Here is a 14,504-nt window from a genome sequence, read left to right as displayed (position 1 = left end):
CGCGATCTCCCACAACCCGTCCGGAACAATCCAACTCCACGTATCCCGCCCCATGAACAGTCCAACGAGCCAGCACCACATAGGACACGGTCTTAGGCGGTCCGGATGTGGCCGATGGCGGAGGCGTCGAGTTCTGCCGAGAGGTTCATCTCCTTGGCGAGCTCTATGGGTGCGCCGAGGAGATGGCAGATCATCTCCGCTGCCCGGTTGGCCGCTTCGGGCAGGGTCCTTCCGAAGCTGGCCTCGTCCCGGTGATAGGCCGTGGCGGAGAAGTAGCCGTCGGACCAGCTGATCCGGAGCGTGATCGGAATGGTCTTGAGCGTCTGCCACCTGCTTACGCGGGCGTACTCGATCAGCGTGGCGGTGGGGCGGCGGGCTATATCTTCCCGCCCGTCGAGCCACGTCTCCACGGCGGCGATGTCGGAGGTGACGGTGTCGGTATCCCTGCGGTGGTCGTAGCAGTGGTACTGCAGATCTTTGTTGACGTGGATGACGAGCACGGCTTCGTCCAGCGCGCCGAGACACCACGTGACCTCGCCGTGGTTGAAGTCGAAGTCGAAATGCCAGCCGGGCCGGTGTGCGAGGAGGTTGCCGAGCGCCTGCCACGCAAGGGTGCTCTCGTATCCGCCGCCGAAGGTCTCGCAGATGGTCCCGTAGTTGCTGTTCTGGAGTTCGTCCTGACGGACTTGTACGCGGGGTTCTGGTCCATGCTCGGAGCGTAGGAGAAGAACGGCGAGTTGCTCCCCCGGGTCCGCCCACACCAGCCGACTCGCCGCTGGAGCGGAGCGGGCTGTTATGCCCAGTGGATGCCGAGGTTGGCGAGTTGGGTGCGTTGTTCGGGGGTCAGCCGGGTGCGTCTGCTGCGGGTGTTGGTGAGCCATACACCCAGCCGGACCGGCGTCCCGTCGGGCAGATGTTCCTCGTGGGCACGAGGCACGATCACACGTCCTTCGCGTGCGGCGTATTGGGTATGTCGTCTCAACGGGATTGCGGGTTGCAGGTCTTGGGGCAACTCTCTGACCTGCAGAGCTTCATGGATTGAGAATATGATCAAGTGGGGCCTGGTCGACGGATCAGTGCTGTGAACTGCAAAGCTTCAGAGATTGAGACAGTCGGGCATCCCCAGTGAGACGACCTTATGTGAGGCAGGGAGGCAGGGGGCGCTGTGATCATATCCGGCGGTTACTCAGGCGAGCCGCCAGCCTCCACGTCGTTTGGGTACGGGCTCGCAGTTGACCGGGGCGGGGGACGTCGTTTACCGGCTGCCCCCGCACGACATGCTCGGCGAGGCCGGCTACTCCCTCGTCAGTAACTACTTGCTGCGCCGCGTCTTGCCCTACTGTCTGATGCACAACATCATCAGCAAGCTCCAGGAAGCCATCCTGTCCGACCTCATCGGCAGGCAGAAGATCGAGTGCGCACACGCCGAGATTCGCCACCGAGCTCGGCGTGTGTGCACCAGCATTGGCCACGCCCTGGACGCCCTGTGCGGCAAGAACCTCATCCGCAAGGTCAAGAGGTCCTCCTGCCAGCTGAACTCCCGAGTCGCGTGTGGACTCCAGCATGATGTCGAAGCGCTGCTGGATCGCGTAGGCCTCGGCGGCCTCCATCTTCGAGTCGTCGCCGCAGTGCGGCCTCGCCTCCCGCAAAGCGGTGCTCCGGAGGCTCGATGACGCTACGGCGTTTCGCATCGAGATCATTGTTCCCGCGTCTTACTCCGGCACCCGTGGGTCCATCGCCGGCTCGGCGTTACGAAATTCCGCAGCGGTATCTGGACGAACTCATAGGCCAACTACCTGCTGTTTTAAGTGAGTTGACGTGGCAGTCGCGTCTCTGGCATCCTGGAAATGGCACTACACGTGTGTCCACACGCACTACGGCTCCTCTTCTCCCCGGTGAAGATGGGCCGTTTCTGTTTTCCAGAACCGCTTCCCGACCCGCTGAGCCCCTGGGTGACTCCCCAGGGGCTCTTTTCGTCCCTGGAGGTCAACCTTGCCCACCCTGCCTGCCGCCCTGTGGGGGGCGCCCTTCTGGTTCGTGGCACTGGCCGTGCTCGCCCTGTTGGCCGTGCCCGGCCTGGTCGCCTTCATGGGCTGGCTGATCATGCGGCGGGCGGCGCCGGACGATCTGCCACAGGTCCTGTTCGGACTCAGCCATGTCATCTCCGCGTTCTGCGGCCTGTTGCCCTGGGGCAAGCCGTCGGTTCCGCCCGCGCCGCTTCAGCCGGTCGTGCGGGATCCGGAGCCCAGTACGCTGCCGGCGCAGACCCTGGTGGTCATGCGGAACGACGTGGCGCTGCAACCGGGAAACGGGGGTGGGGAGCGATGACTGGCCGGCAGTGGGGGAGGGCTGTGGTGCGCCCCCGGGTGGAGCGCACCACGTCCTGGAGCACCGTTCTGCGATCTATGGACCGTGAGAGGGCGGAGACGCTCTTGGCCTGCGCGTTGTACGGAACGCGGCTTGAGGAACTCGCCCACGCTAGGGGCCAGAACTGGTCCAGTGCATGGATGGCACGGGCGGGAGCCGTGTATCAGGCGCAGAAGCTCAGTGTGGAGTTGCAGCTGGTCAACATCTGGTTCCCCGAGGGCGGGGACACCCTCGTCATCGATGACGGCCTGCGGGCGCTGATCCGTGAATGGAGGATCGAGGAGCGGTTCGCGCCGCGCTGCCAGCAGTGCGATGCTCCCTTCGCCAGGCGAGTCCGGGGCGGTCGGCGGCCTCGCGACTACTGCTCCAACGCCTGCCGCCAGAAGGCGTACCGGCGCCGCAAGGCCACGTCGCACGGGGCAGCGGAGCAAGTCCCCGAGTGCCACACACCCGAGGACGTGCACCGTGCCTTGGGTGAGGGCCAGAAGGTCGGGGAGGTTGCAATTTGCAAGGTCTGCGCACCGGGCTATCCCATCCGAGCCCGGCTGACGGATGAGGTGTGGGCACCAGTCTTCGGGCGTCACCCGTTCCCGGACTGAAGCGACTGCGCCGCTGGTCGCGGGAGCTACCTGCTCAGGTGCAGGCGCGGGCGGCCACGCCTCCGACGACGAGGGACTTCCGGGCGGGCGGTGAGGTCGTTCAGTGGGGGTGTGGAAGTTCGGGTCGGTGCAGGCGCGGGAACGTCCTCGCAATGGCGTCCCCACAGAAAGCCGGGCCTGCGTGACTCGAATTCGAGTCAGATCGTCCGAATTGGACGTGCAGAACAAACCCGTGCGGATGGGTAACGCCGCACTGCGCCGCGGCCGCCGGCCTCGTGCAGCTCGGCTACCGCCTGAGCTGAGAAGCACTTGGCCGCTCACGTACCCCCGGCGGTAGCCCGCTCGGGAGCACCGGCCGCCCGTCGGCTGCGCGGCCAGGAAGGGTGGGGCCGGGTGACCACACCGTGGCCGCGCACCGAGTGGCCGGGGACTATCCAGCAGGGCGCTGCGTGCGGCGTTGTCAGCCGGCAACTCCGGAAGGGTGGCAGCGGCGGGCCTTGCGCCCTGACCCGCAGGGGCAGGGCGCATTCTTGGTCACATTGCGCCCCGGCCCCTGGGGCGGGGAAGGGGTGGGGCGGCGGACCATGCTCTGGCCGCGGGCGCGCCAGCGTTGCAGCGGCGCGGGGAACTGCCCGTCCCGCTCGAGCACCCAGGGGCCGACGGCGCCGAATGCCTCGTCCCCCGCGCCGCTGGAGAAATCTCGGATCTCCTGTTCGGTGCCCTTCAGCAGCAGTCCGGCGACGGCCGGGTAGCTCTTGCCGCGATAGGGGCCAAATCCCTGCACCTCGAAGATGTCCTTGGCGAAGGCGGCCCCTGCGGCCAGCGCCGCACCGGCCACCTCGCCTCCCTCATCCAGCCGGTTGAACAGCCGGATGAGTTCGCCTTCCGCATCGCTGTGTGGTAGGTCCTTCTCCTGCTCCAGGGCATCGGCGAAGCGCCCGCGGATCTCGCCCGGGGTGCGGTAGGAGAACTCGTCCGCCTGGCCCCGGTGTTCGAAGTGCAGGGTGTAGATGCCGGGCTGCAGCTGCGACTCGTGGGCGTGTACCGCGCTGGTGGACTCAAAGCCCGCGAAGCGCACCATGAGGTCGCGCACCGTTCCCTTGCGCATCTCGTCTCCCAGACGCGAGTGAGGGGAGAACAGGTAGGGGCACACTTGTGCCGCATACAGTGCGCACACTTCGTGCACCGGGGCCTCCCCACTGATGACGGCGGCCGGCAATGGCCCGTCTTGGAAGACCATCTGCCAGCGCAGCTCGTCCGAGAAGGGCATGCCGCACACCGCACACCAATCGAACGCGGCCAATGCCAGCTTCCGCCGCTCGCTGATGCCTCCGAAGTGCACCTCCTTCGGGCTGCGGTCCACCGTCGCAATCACCGGATAGCCACGGCGGTCGACCTCAAGGTGGCTCATCCTTCGAGGCAACGCAACCGTCCCCTGCGGCGTGTGCTTCACCCTCATCCCCCTTCACACTCGACCCGATCACGCTCGGGCCGTACGAGCAGGAACTCATCATGCAGGCCAAACCGACAGACGTCTCAGCAAAGACGATGTGCGAGCCCTTGCACCCCGCCCCTCCCGGGCTACCCCGGGCCTGGCCCGTGCCGGGCCAGCACCTACGGGCCCCCGCCCGGCGGACCCTAGGACGGCAGCCGGGTAGCACCCGCAGCTGCCCGACTGCGTATCCCGCCCGTGGAACTACCGGCTGCAGTAGACGGTGAAGTCGCCGGCGCTGGTGTCCCGGACGAACTTCTCCGCGCCCGCGAGCAGCAGGAGCTGCTCGTCGGTGGCCTTGCGGGCTTGAAGGCCGGGCTGGGCGATGATCGTGTGGAATCGGGGCCGCAGCAGGCGGGCCTGGTCACGGATGGCGAACAGGTCCTTGGGGCCGCCGACTTCGTAGGGCGAGACACCGCCGGTGCGCCGGGCGTATTGCACGGCCCGGCTGTGCAGATGATCCAGCAAGGGCAGGGCGTTCCGGCGCCGCCACTTGGCGCCGCGCATGGCTTGGCCGCACACCTCGTACAGGTCCTTCAGCCGTGTACCGGGAGCGGGCTTGGAGGAGTACTTGCAGTGCACGAGTGTCACATCCAGGTAGCGCCCGTCGATCCTGAGGCCGACGAGGTCGGCTGCTTCGCCCGAGCCGTCGTCGTCAAGAAGGACGTCGAAGGATCCGGTGGCTTGCAGGTGGGCCGACATGTAGTACTGGATGGAGTCGGTCCGGCGCTCCGGCTTCTGTGACTCCTTGCTGAGGTCCACGCCTCGCCAGTCCAGCGGCGTGAGCAGAGCCGGGTCGTAGGGGCGGCGGGTGTAGCGCGGGGCGATGAGTTTGCCCTCGTCGTCGATGAGGCGGTCGCCCTCCAGGAACAGGTCGGGCCTGTGCGCGTTGAGCCATGCCTCCAGCGGCTGCGGCTCGGCAGTGGGGCCGCTGCCGACGATGACGGCGTCCCGCTCGCGCGGCCGGTAGACCAGGCCTTTGGCGTCGTAGTCCGCCTGATAGGCCACCCGCCAGGCGGGGGTCGTCAGGGAGAACAGGAACGGGCCGGTAGGGGCGTAGTCGTCGACCTCTAGGTCCACGTCGGTGAGCGCGTAACGGACGTTGTCGTAGGTAAGGGTGTACCGGTCGCGGGAGCCGAGGTAGACCTGCCAGGGCCACTCCACGCCCAGCAGCGCGTACGGCGGCCGTGCGGTGATGTCCTCGGGGATGATGAATCCGTCGAAGACCTGCTCCAGGTTGATGGTGCTGTCTAGCAGTTTGGTGCCCTGCTCATTGCACCAGTTGGTCCAGGCCTTCAGGCTCGGCGCGGTTGTGGGGGACCAGAACCGGCCCGAGTGCGCCGCACTGATCGAGACACTGTCGCCGTCGTCGAAACCGGACGCGGCGATGTGAGTCTGGCTCTTGTGCTCCTGGGCGGTCGTGAAGCCCTGCGAGACGTCACTGCCGACGTGAAGGGAGAAACGCGTGAAGTAGTCACGCGCGTCCTTGAGCCCGACGTTGGTCGGCACCAGCCGGTCCAGGCGGGCCAGCACCCGGAAGGTGCGCTTGCCGTTGATCAGTTCGCAGCTTTCGCCCAGTACTGCCTCGGCCAGGTCCTTGTAGGTGCTCGACTTCTCCGAACCGTGGATATACAGCAGCCGCCTGGTGGTGTCGAAGTAGAGCACGATCAGCTCGTAGACGACCTGTTCCAACTCCTGTGGTGCGCCCCAGCGCACGGGAGTGCGGCGCTCGATGACATACCAGGCGACAGGGGAGTCCTCGCCGCCCAGGGCCATGGCGTCGTCCAGGACGCGTTCGTTGTCCTTGCACAGAGTGAGGGCGGCCTCGGGCCTCCACACTGTGGTAGCTGTGCGGTAGGCGACCGCGCTCATCTTCGGCTCCAGCACGCTGACCGCCACCTCCTCGGGCGCGCCGTTGAAGGTCGTGTCGAAGGCGCTGGTCTCCTCCGCGGAAAGGGTGGCGCGGTCAGTGAGGTCGCGCAGCAGATGGTTCCAGTCAGCGTCCTCGCGCAGCAGACGGCGCAGCGGTGAGGCGCCCGCGCCTGGTTCCTGCGCGACGAACACGGTGGCTTCACCCAGGCCGTCCGCGGCCCGCGTGAACCGGCCGATGAACTGGATCATCGGGCTCAGGCTCTTGCGGGCCGCATGCATGGCCGCGATCTTCAGGGCGGGCTCGTCGAATCCCTCGCCGAGCATGTCGACGCAGATGATGATGCGGCAGTTGCGCTGCCGCAGCGCGGTCACGGCTGCCTTGCGGCGTGTGACGCCCACGTTCTGGTGGACCACGGTGGGATTGAATTCGGGCGCCAACTCCTGGTAGAGGGCGCCGAGTTCCTCGGCCTTCCGAATGCTTTCGGCCCGCGCCATCAGCAAGTGGTCGTGTCCGGCTGCCAGATCGGCACGCAACTGGCCCACGGCCAGCTCGGCCAGCTCCCGGTCGACGTCCTCGACACCGAACACCGCCCGGTAGTTGATCCGCCTGAAGTACTGAAGCCGCTGGGCCTCCCGCAGCGGAAAACGGAACACGGTCCGACCGGGAAGCCTGCGGCCGTCCTCCCTGAACGGGGTGGCGGTGAATAACAGCACCGGACGTTCGGAGAAGTCATCGATCACCCGCGCCCACGTATCCGCGGGGGAGTGGTGCGCCTCGTCCACGATCAGATGGGAGAACGAGGACAGCAGCGCCATCCGCACATTTCCCACGCTCCTGTTGAGGATCTGAGGGGTGGCGACGACGACATTGCACGCTGCCACGAACCGAGCTGCCTCCTCAGGGTCCTTGAACCCGTGCTCGAGCCGGCCCACCCGCGGCCGCAAGGCGGCGGGAGCGACGATCTGCTCCTGCTGCAGAATGCCGAGCATCTCGAACTTCCCTGCGATCTGGTCCCGCAGCGCTGCACTGGGCACCAGCACCAGTAGCCGCTCCATCCGCGCGGCCACCAGCAGAGCCAGCATGGTCTCGGTCTTGCCGGTGCCGGTGGGCATGACCACGATGCCACGATCGGCAAGCCCCGAGGCCCAGTGCCCCATCACCGCGTGCAGGGCGCCGATCTGCGGGCGGCGCAGACTGCGCGGCTCATCGTACGAACGAAAGCCGATGGCCTCCCGATACGACTCCACCACCGACTGCGGCGTACAGGACCGGCTTCCCTGCCAGCCTACGTCCCGACCGGACCGGCTGGGCAGCACGGCCGTCAGCCCGTCGGCCGCCTCCGTTGCCGCGCGCACCGCGGGCCAGCTGCCGTAGACGTTGGAGACACGCAGCACTCCGTCCTCGTCAGAGACCTTCAATGCGCCACCGGGAACCAGCAGTTGGCGGACCTTGTTGCGCTCGAATCTCTCTTCAGCCCACACGGGCTGGGTGCTCACGTTCATACGAGGGGCTCTCTGTTGCAGATCTGAGCACCGGCCCGCGGTGGGCCGGGTAGGCGAGGGGCCGATGCGAGGGTCACGGGATCGGCTCCCCCTCGACTTCCACTCACCGATACCCATTGTGCGACACGGGGTTTCCCGAGCGAGTGTCCACGGAACGGTCAGGCAGGATCGAGCCGCCGCCTACGGACCAGACATACTGCGCACGAGACTGTAAGGCGCGCATCCACGCGCCGAAGGCGCACTCGGACAGCGAGCAAAGTGGCGCCGCCGGGGCGCCCCGCCGGATGCACCGGTCAGCAGCCACCAGCGTGTCACGGTGCGGCGCCGTGCGGGAGGATGGCTCATGCAAGATGCGCAGGCCGGGGCCTGCGCCCCCGTACACCAGTTGCCGGACCGGCTGCGTGCGGTTGGGCCGGGCTGGCACCCCTGCTCCTGCGGCTGCACGAGCAACTCGTTGCCCGTGAACCGGACTACCGCGTCGCCAGCCTGAAGGAGAAGCTCGGCGGCGTCCGCATCCGCCTCGCCGCCGCCGTGCATCCGAGGTACGGGCTCTACTTGCCGCGGCCGAGGCGCAGTCCACGGCCACCTGCGAGTTCTGCGGCGCACTGGGGCGTCGCCGCAGGCGCGGGGACGCCGCCCACGGCTGGATCACGACGGTGTGCGACAGCTGCCACACGGCGTGGTCCCGTCACACCATCCTGATCACCGGAGGCGTCGTGCGCCGACGTGAGGAGGCCGTCCCCGGAGACCAGATCGGGGCGCTGGGCCTGGTCCTCAACGCCCTCGTGCTGTTCAACACGCGGTACATGGACGCCGCGGTGAAGCAGCTCCGCGCCGACGGCTTCGACGTCCGCGATGAGGACGTCGCCCGCCTCTCCCCGTTCGTGCGCCACCACATCAACGTGCTGGGCCGGTACTCCTTCCAGCTCCCCGACCTGCCCGGCGGGCTGCGGCCCCTGCGGGACAAGCACGCCACCGACGACGAGTGACTACGCGTTCTCGCCGTACTCGGCGACGTAGGCCGCGTAGTTCTCCGCGAGGACGGCTCGGCCGGCCTCGGCGGTGAGGAGTTCGACCGAGGCGACGGCCGGGATCTGCCGGTCCTCGACGGTGGTAGTGATCAGCTCGATCCGGCAGGCCAGCTCGGCGACGACGCTGGGCGCCGACTCGACCAGCAGCTTCCCGTCCCGCCACGAGAACCGCGGCGCCCGGCCGATGCCGGTGCTGCGAACCTTCGTGGCCAGGAAAGCCGCGTGGCGGTACGGGAGGTCCGGGTTCTCGGTCAGCATCTGGTAGACCCGCTCGGTGTCGCCGCCGTGGCCGACCAGCCCGGTGCACGGCTTGATCGGCCCGTCCGTATCGCGGGCCATCTCCTCCGACGCCCATCAGGTGGTGGTGCACTTGCGGCCGGTGATGACTTCGAGTTCGTAGAGGCCGCCTTCGGGTGCACTCTCGGTTCTGACCACGCGGATCTGTCCGCGGGCCTCGCAGTACTTACCGGTGCCGCCGGTGATGGCGATGAGATAGGGGGTTTGCGGGTTGCGTGTGGCGTTCTGCCAGGTGAGCTGGCCTTCTTCGAGGACGTAGGCCCCGTGGCAGGTTTCGGTCCGGGGGGTGGAGTCAGCCGCGATGCAGTTGGTCGTGACGAAGCCGACGTTCTCGCCGTTCCGGTCCAGCAGGTCGGCGGTGACATTGGGGAACTGTCCCTGGGAGTTGGTGGTGGTGAGGGTGAATCTCTTCACCCGGTCCTTGTCCTCGCCGGTGTCCGCGTGGGCCAGCGGTGCGCTGAGCACGGCTGGGAGAACAGTCAGAGCGCACAGGGGCAGTGCGAGTGAGGCTTTCATAGGTTCCTCGTTTCTGCGGGGTGGGGGGTCCCTAGTCGATCTAACGCTGGGCCAGATCGGATTTCCTGTAGTGGACCGCCGGACGGGTGTACGCCCGACGCCCCAAACACCCCAGGCAGGAGCGTATGCGCCACCAGAGTGGTTTTCGGAGGAGGTACGGAGGGCCCGGGTGTACTTGCCGCCCTGGCGCGCGGCCTCGCGGGCGCGCTGCGCGGCGGTGGACTGTTTCTTCGGCACGGTCGACTCCAGCCTGGCGTACCCCCACGCTCCCCGCCGGCGAATCAGGCCGGGACGGTCCGCTGCACTCGCGGGCCCGGAGGACCTTGGCCGACGGTGCGCCGGGCGGCGTGGGCGCCCGGCACGGCGGCGAAAGGCGGTACGCGTCTGGCCGTGGACCCTCCACGGTAGAGCACACCACTGACACACGGTCAGCGGCGCGTGTCGCCGGGCGCGAGCAGGCTGGTCAGCTCGGAGATCGCCTCGGGAGACGGCTTGAAATAGCGGCGGACGTTCTCCGGCTTCTTGTGCCGGGACTTCGCCATCAGCATCAGCAGGGAGGCGCCCTGCACGCCCAGCTCGGTCAGCCCGGAATGGCGGTACTCGTGCAGGTCCCAGCCGGTCCCCGGCCCGCGTACGGCGGTGTGCTCGTCCAGCAGGGTGCGGGCCTGACCGTAGGAGAGGCGGGCCAGGCCCGTGTCCGGGCACACGTCGCGCGGGCTGACGACCTTCCCCGGCCCCGGGCGGCGGTGGGTGACGAAGACCGGGCCGCGGGTGCGGCCCTTGAGCAGGCGGGGCAGGAGACGGGCGGTGCCCGCGTCCTACTGTAGTAGACGGTTTCCAGCACGAAGTCCTCCCGGGCCTGCCCGCGTCGGCGGGCCTTGCTGCGGGCACCCTTGGCCTTCACCGGGCAGCGGCGGGCGGCGAGGTCCAGGTCCTCGATGTTCACCCCGAGGATCTCCTCCGCGCGGGCGCAGGTCTCGTAGAGCATCCGCCACAGTGTCTTCTCCCGCAGGTGGACCTCGCGCCGGGCGATGAGCCGGTCCACGGCCATCTTCGAGCGGGCCGGGGTTTCGGAGTCCGGCACCGTCAGCCGCTTCGTCCAGGCCGGAACCTGCGGGCCGTCGTAGCCATACTCCGCGCACCAGCCCAGCCACGAGAGCACCGCCGCCCGGCGGGCGTTCCAGGTGTTGACCGCCGCGGTGCCCCACAGCAGTTCCAGGGCCTCGCCGATACGCCGGACCGGTTCGGCGAGCGCGGCGGCACGCTCGGCATCCCGCTGGACGGCCAGGCGCCGGTCCTCGCAGGCGAGTTCCTGGTGCAACCGCTGATCGGTCCGGGCCAGCTCCCGGCGGAAGACGGCTGTCTCCCGTGCGGGCCACGGCCGTGACCGCTCGTACGCCACTGCCTTCTCGGCCGCCGGCGCCACGTCCTGTCGACAAGCTCGTTGTCGTACAGCACCGTGCCGTCGCGACGTACGACGGTGATCCGGTCGGCCAGCTGCTCGGCCTCCATGACCGCGAGCGTCGCGAGCATCTGCTTCGCGTACGTGTCGTGGTTCTCCCACGACACGTACCGGCCGCCGCCGTCGATCGCCTCGGGTAGGAAGCGGTCCAGGATTCCGAGCTGACTTCACGCCGCCACCACCTCGACGCGGGAGCTGGCCTGCCGGTACGCACCAGCGGACGTACGGAACTTGGCGGGACCGGCCAGGGCCGGCTCTACCACTGCGTCGAACCCGTTGGATGCGGACGTACTCCTCGACGGCGGACTGCCAGCGGCGCGTGTCCGGCCGGACCTTGACGCCGGCCGTGCGGACATCGACGGCCAGGAGCTCGGCGTAGTGCTGGTGCGCGGCCTTGTACAGGTCACCGCCGATCTGCACTGCGCCGCCGCGACGGTCCAGCACCGCTTGGACAAGGTCGGCGACTTGGGATTTCCCTGCGCCCGGCTGTCCGCCGACGATCACGACGACTGGCCGGTCCTGGCGGGCAGCGTCTTTCGTCCATGCCGGAAGGATCACCCGGGGTGGAACGTCGCGGCTCTCGTCGTCGGACAGTATGGCCAGATACGACGTCCCTGTCTCTCACCGGTTCTCCTGGGCGGCTACGAGCGTCTCCTTGCTGGCCAGCCGCCAGACTTGATGAGACAACTATAACATACAAAAATCACGAACGCGACGGCATGGCTGCGGCGCCTGCCGTGTTGCTGGCTCGCGTGCGGCGGGACGGCTCGGGGTGTGGGCACATAGAAGGCCGGCACCCAATCCGCCGAAGCGGGTGGCAAGGGTGCCGGCCAACCGAAACACGCACTCCGTGGCTGAAGGGTGTTCTCGATGGCGAGTGTATCGGGCCGGTGTCACGCAAGGTGCACGTTTCTTGTTGGCGGTGATGTAAATGGGTTATTGTTGTCTCATTGGTGTGTCGTGGCAGCACGACGGCACCGAACACACCTCACGCAAGGAGCAGCTCATGCCCGTCTACCTCGCCCGGCGAGATGCCGGCCACCACGTCTAGGAGCTCGAAGCCCCAGCCGTCACCGACGCTGCCGAGCGCGCCGCCCACGACAGCGCACAGCTGGCCTGGCCGGCCAGCGCCGCGGCCGCGTCCGCCGAACTTGCCCGCGACTTGGCCGACGCCGATGCCATCGTGCAGTGGCACCCCGACGTCCTTGTTCTTTCCGATCTCGCCTCGGGCCCGGGCGACACTGCCGGCATCCGCGTCCGCGCCACCGGCCGAGCCCCGCATGCCCTGTACGTCATCACGGCCGCCGACCTGATTCCGTTCGCCCACGCCGCCGGCGCCTTCGCCTTCCTCCAGCCGTTCATCGACGCCGCCGCCCGCAGCTGCGACGCAATGCGGCGCCGAGCCCGGCGAACCGTGCCTGCCGAACCCCTCGACCATCTGAACCGTCCGCTCCGGGCGGGGCGCTGACACCGGTGCCTCGCCCGCCCCCTGATGGAGATACGAAGAAGATGATTCGCGCCGGACGCCTGAAGTACGCACAGACGATGGCCGACCTGGCTGCCGCTGCCGGCAAGCCGCTGGGCACCTTCCGCAACACCAAGCCCTATGAGCAGGAGGGGCACCCCGCCCCGATCAGCTCGCCCGACGCGCGGGCCAAGCTGTGGGACAGCGAGCAGACGAAGGCCTTCTGGGCCAGCGAGCCCGTCCCCGCCCTGCCGGACGCCGATGACGACGAGGACCTGCTGGACCGCCATGAGGCCGCTGCCGAGCTGGGCGTGTCGCCGGCCAGCTGGAACAAGTACAAGAGCGACCCGAAGCTGACCGAGCACGTCGTCCTGGTCCCGCAGGAAAACGGCACAGAGCACTGGCCGCGCCGCGTCGTGCGCGAGTTCAAGGAGTCCCGCCCCGGCCGCGGCGCCGGCGGCGGACGCCGCACCGGCAGCGGCGACATGATCCCGCGCGACGAGATCCTGCCCCGCATCACTGAACTGCTCAACGACAACCCGGCGATCACGCTCACCGAAGTCGCCGACACCCTCGGCATCGCGAAGTTCCCCACCGCCCAGGCCGGACTCGCGCAGGTCCGCGGCCGGCGCATCGCCGACCTGGTCGAGGCCGAGCCCCAGCTCACCCCGCTCGAGGCCGCCGAACGCCTTGGCTACCCCACCGTCACCCACCGTGGCGCCACGACGATCGCCGAGGCCGAGCTGCGCACCCGCCGTGCACGCCCCTACCTGCAGCAGGTGGCCGACGCCCTGGCCGAGGCCGGCGTCGCCGAGCCGGTCCAGGTCGAGGTGCGCCAACTCGCCGACGAGTACCTGGCGGCCGCCGTCCCGCTCACCGCCGGCCAGACCTCGCCAGCGCTGGTGTGGGACGAGCGGTACGGATGGCGCACCGCGACCAGCCGCCGCCACCCGATCCGCAAGGACACCGGAACCGCTCCGGAAGGCGAAGGAATCCGCTACCTCGCCAGCAGCATCAGGCCGGAGCCGGCGGAGTTGCTCGAGCAGCTCGCCGACGGCCGCAAGGGCATCTCGTCGGCGGTCTTGGTCCAGATGTAGGGTTTCGGTGGGTGTTCCGGGCGTCGATCCAGGTGCGGATGTCCTTCTCAAGGGCTTGGGCGGATCTGTGGACTCCTCGCCGTATGTGCTTGTTGGTGAGTTCGGCGAATCATCGCTCGACGAGGTTGAGCCAGGATGAGCCGGTCGGTGTGAAGTGCAGGTGGAAACGGGGATGGGCCAGCAGCCACTTCTTGATGGCGGGTGTCTTGTGGGTGGCGTAGTTGTCGCAGATCAGGTGGACGTCCAGGCCGGCGGGTACTTCCTGTCGGGCTTGATCAGGAACATCTTGAACTCCTCGGCGCGGTGCGGCGGTGCAGGGAGCCGATGACTTTGCCGGTGGCGACCTCCAGTGCCGCGAACAGTGTGGTGGTGCCGGCGCGAAGGTAGTCGTGGGTGGTCCGCTCGGGAACTCCGGGCATCATCGGCAGCACGGGCTGGGACCTGTCCAGGGCCTGGATCTGCGATTTCTCATCCACGCAGAACACCAGCGCCCGCTCGGGCGGGTCCAGGTAGAGCCCCACGACGTCGTGGACCTTGTCGACGAAGTACGGACCGGTTGACAGTTTGAAGGTCTCCGACCGGTGCGGCTGCAGTCCAAACGCCCGCCAGATCCGTGACACTGACGACTGCGACAGGCCCATCTCCTTCGCCATCGACCGGGTCGACCAGTGTGTCGCGTTCTTCGGCGTGGATTCCAGCGTCCTGGTGACCACCGCGGCGACCTGCTCGTCCGTCACCGTCCTGGGTCCGCCCGGACGCGGCATGTCACCCAGCCCGGCGATCCGGTACAGCACAAACCGGGA

Annotated in this window: 12 protein-coding genes and 4 pseudogenes; 4 read left to right on the top strand and 12 right to left on the bottom strand. The window is 68.2% G+C overall.

The features are described 5' to 3' along the window. Nucleotides 1-92: 92 nt before the first annotated feature. From ACIQMR_RS37790 to ACIQMR_RS37780, 3 genes are all read right to left on the bottom strand, one after another. Complete coding sequence (locus ACIQMR_RS37790; RefSeq protein WP_401397566.1) at nt 93-761, bottom strand: hypothetical protein; 669 nt, start codon at nt 759-761, stop codon at nt 93-95. Between the two features lie 32 nt (nt 762-793). Further along, nucleotides 794-982, bottom strand: a complete 189-nt coding sequence (locus ACIQMR_RS37785; protein ID WP_401397564.1) for a helicase associated domain-containing protein — start codon at nt 980-982, stop codon at nt 794-796. Between the two features lie 187 nt (nt 983-1,169). Further along, nucleotides 1,170-1,610: a hypothetical protein gene (locus tag ACIQMR_RS37780; protein WP_401397561.1), complete on the bottom strand. Its 441-nt coding sequence runs from the start codon at nt 1,608-1,610 to the stop codon at nt 1,170-1,172. Between the two features lie 382 nt (nt 1,611-1,992). Between ACIQMR_RS37780 and ACIQMR_RS37775 the strand changes: the two genes are divergently transcribed. Together ACIQMR_RS37775 and ACIQMR_RS37770 are read left to right on the top strand one after the other, a co-directional pair. After that, nucleotides 1,993-2,328, top strand: coding sequence for a hypothetical protein (locus tag ACIQMR_RS37775; RefSeq protein ID WP_401397558.1), 336 nt, complete (start codon nt 1,993-1,995; stop codon nt 2,326-2,328). A gap of 179 nt (nt 2,329-2,507) precedes the next feature. Further along, nucleotides 2,508-2,966: a hypothetical protein gene (locus tag ACIQMR_RS37770; protein WP_401397555.1), complete on the top strand. Its 459-nt coding sequence runs from the start codon at nt 2,508-2,510 to the stop codon at nt 2,964-2,966. A 460-nt stretch (nt 2,967-3,426) separates the two neighbouring features. On the opposite strand, the gene ACIQMR_RS37765 is transcribed toward ACIQMR_RS37770, so the two are convergent. Both ACIQMR_RS37765 and ACIQMR_RS37760 read right to left on the bottom strand, forming a co-directional pair. Next, on the bottom strand, nt 3,427-4,377 hold the full coding sequence (locus ACIQMR_RS37765) for an SEC-C metal-binding domain-containing protein (protein ID WP_401397552.1): 951 nt from the start codon (nt 4,375-4,377) through the stop codon (nt 3,427-3,429). A gap of 285 nt (nt 4,378-4,662) precedes the next feature. Beyond that, on the bottom strand, nt 4,663-7,833 hold the full coding sequence (locus ACIQMR_RS37760; protein ID WP_401397549.1) for a DEAD/DEAH box helicase: 3,171 nt from the start codon (nt 7,831-7,833) through the stop codon (nt 4,663-4,665). Between the two features lie 656 nt (nt 7,834-8,489). On the opposite strand from ACIQMR_RS37760, the gene ACIQMR_RS37755 reads away from it, so the two are divergent. Continuing rightward, on the top strand, nt 8,490-8,822 hold the full coding sequence (locus tag ACIQMR_RS37755; RefSeq protein ID WP_401397546.1) for a Tn3 family transposase: 333 nt from the start codon (nt 8,490-8,492) through the stop codon (nt 8,820-8,822). Here the strand turns inward: ACIQMR_RS37755 and ACIQMR_RS37750 are convergent, their stop codons facing one another. The 6 genes and pseudogenes from ACIQMR_RS37750 to ACIQMR_RS37725 form a co-directional block, all read right to left on the bottom strand. Continuing rightward, nucleotides 8,823-9,203, bottom strand: a complete 381-nt coding sequence (locus ACIQMR_RS37750) for a hypothetical protein (RefSeq protein ID WP_401397543.1) — start codon at nt 9,201-9,203, stop codon at nt 8,823-8,825. It abuts the gene before it with no gap. Between the two features lie 15 nt (nt 9,204-9,218). Beyond that, on the bottom strand, nt 9,219-9,626 hold the full coding sequence (locus ACIQMR_RS37745) for a hypothetical protein (RefSeq protein ID WP_401397540.1): 408 nt from the start codon (nt 9,624-9,626) through the stop codon (nt 9,219-9,221). A gap of 479 nt (nt 9,627-10,105) precedes the next feature. After that, nucleotides 10,106-10,908: pseudogene (locus ACIQMR_RS37740) on the bottom strand (tyrosine-type recombinase/integrase); the annotation flags it as partial. A 269-nt stretch (nt 10,909-11,177) separates the two neighbouring features. Then, nucleotides 11,178-11,246: pseudogene (locus ACIQMR_RS37735) on the bottom strand (hypothetical protein); the annotation flags it as partial. 178 nt (nt 11,247-11,424) lie between these two features. Beyond that, a pseudogene (locus ACIQMR_RS37730) lies at nt 11,425-11,697 on the bottom strand (zeta toxin family protein); the annotation flags it as partial. A gap of 430 nt (nt 11,698-12,127) precedes the next feature. Next, nucleotides 12,128-12,577, bottom strand: coding sequence for a hypothetical protein (locus ACIQMR_RS37725; protein ID WP_401397537.1), 450 nt, complete (start codon nt 12,575-12,577; stop codon nt 12,128-12,130). Between the two features lie 71 nt (nt 12,578-12,648). Between ACIQMR_RS37725 and ACIQMR_RS37720 the strand changes: the two genes are divergently transcribed. Then, nucleotides 12,649-13,701, top strand: a complete 1,053-nt coding sequence (locus ACIQMR_RS37720) for a DUF6292 family protein (RefSeq protein ID WP_401397534.1) — start codon at nt 12,649-12,651, stop codon at nt 13,699-13,701. Here ACIQMR_RS37720 and ACIQMR_RS37715 read toward each other — a convergent pair. Further along, nucleotides 13,602-14,504 (bottom strand): annotated as a pseudogene (locus tag ACIQMR_RS37715) (IS630 family transposase); the annotation flags it as partial. The gene ACIQMR_RS37720 and the pseudogene ACIQMR_RS37715 overlap by 100 nt on opposite strands.

This window comes from Streptomyces sp. NPDC091376, from assembly GCF_044757085.1.
In the GTDB taxonomy this organism is placed as follows: domain Bacteria; phylum Actinomycetota; class Actinomycetes; order Streptomycetales; family Streptomycetaceae; genus Streptomyces; species Streptomyces pratisoli.
Note: the sequence above shows the minus strand (reverse complement) of the source record. Positions and strands in the feature narration are given on the sequence as shown.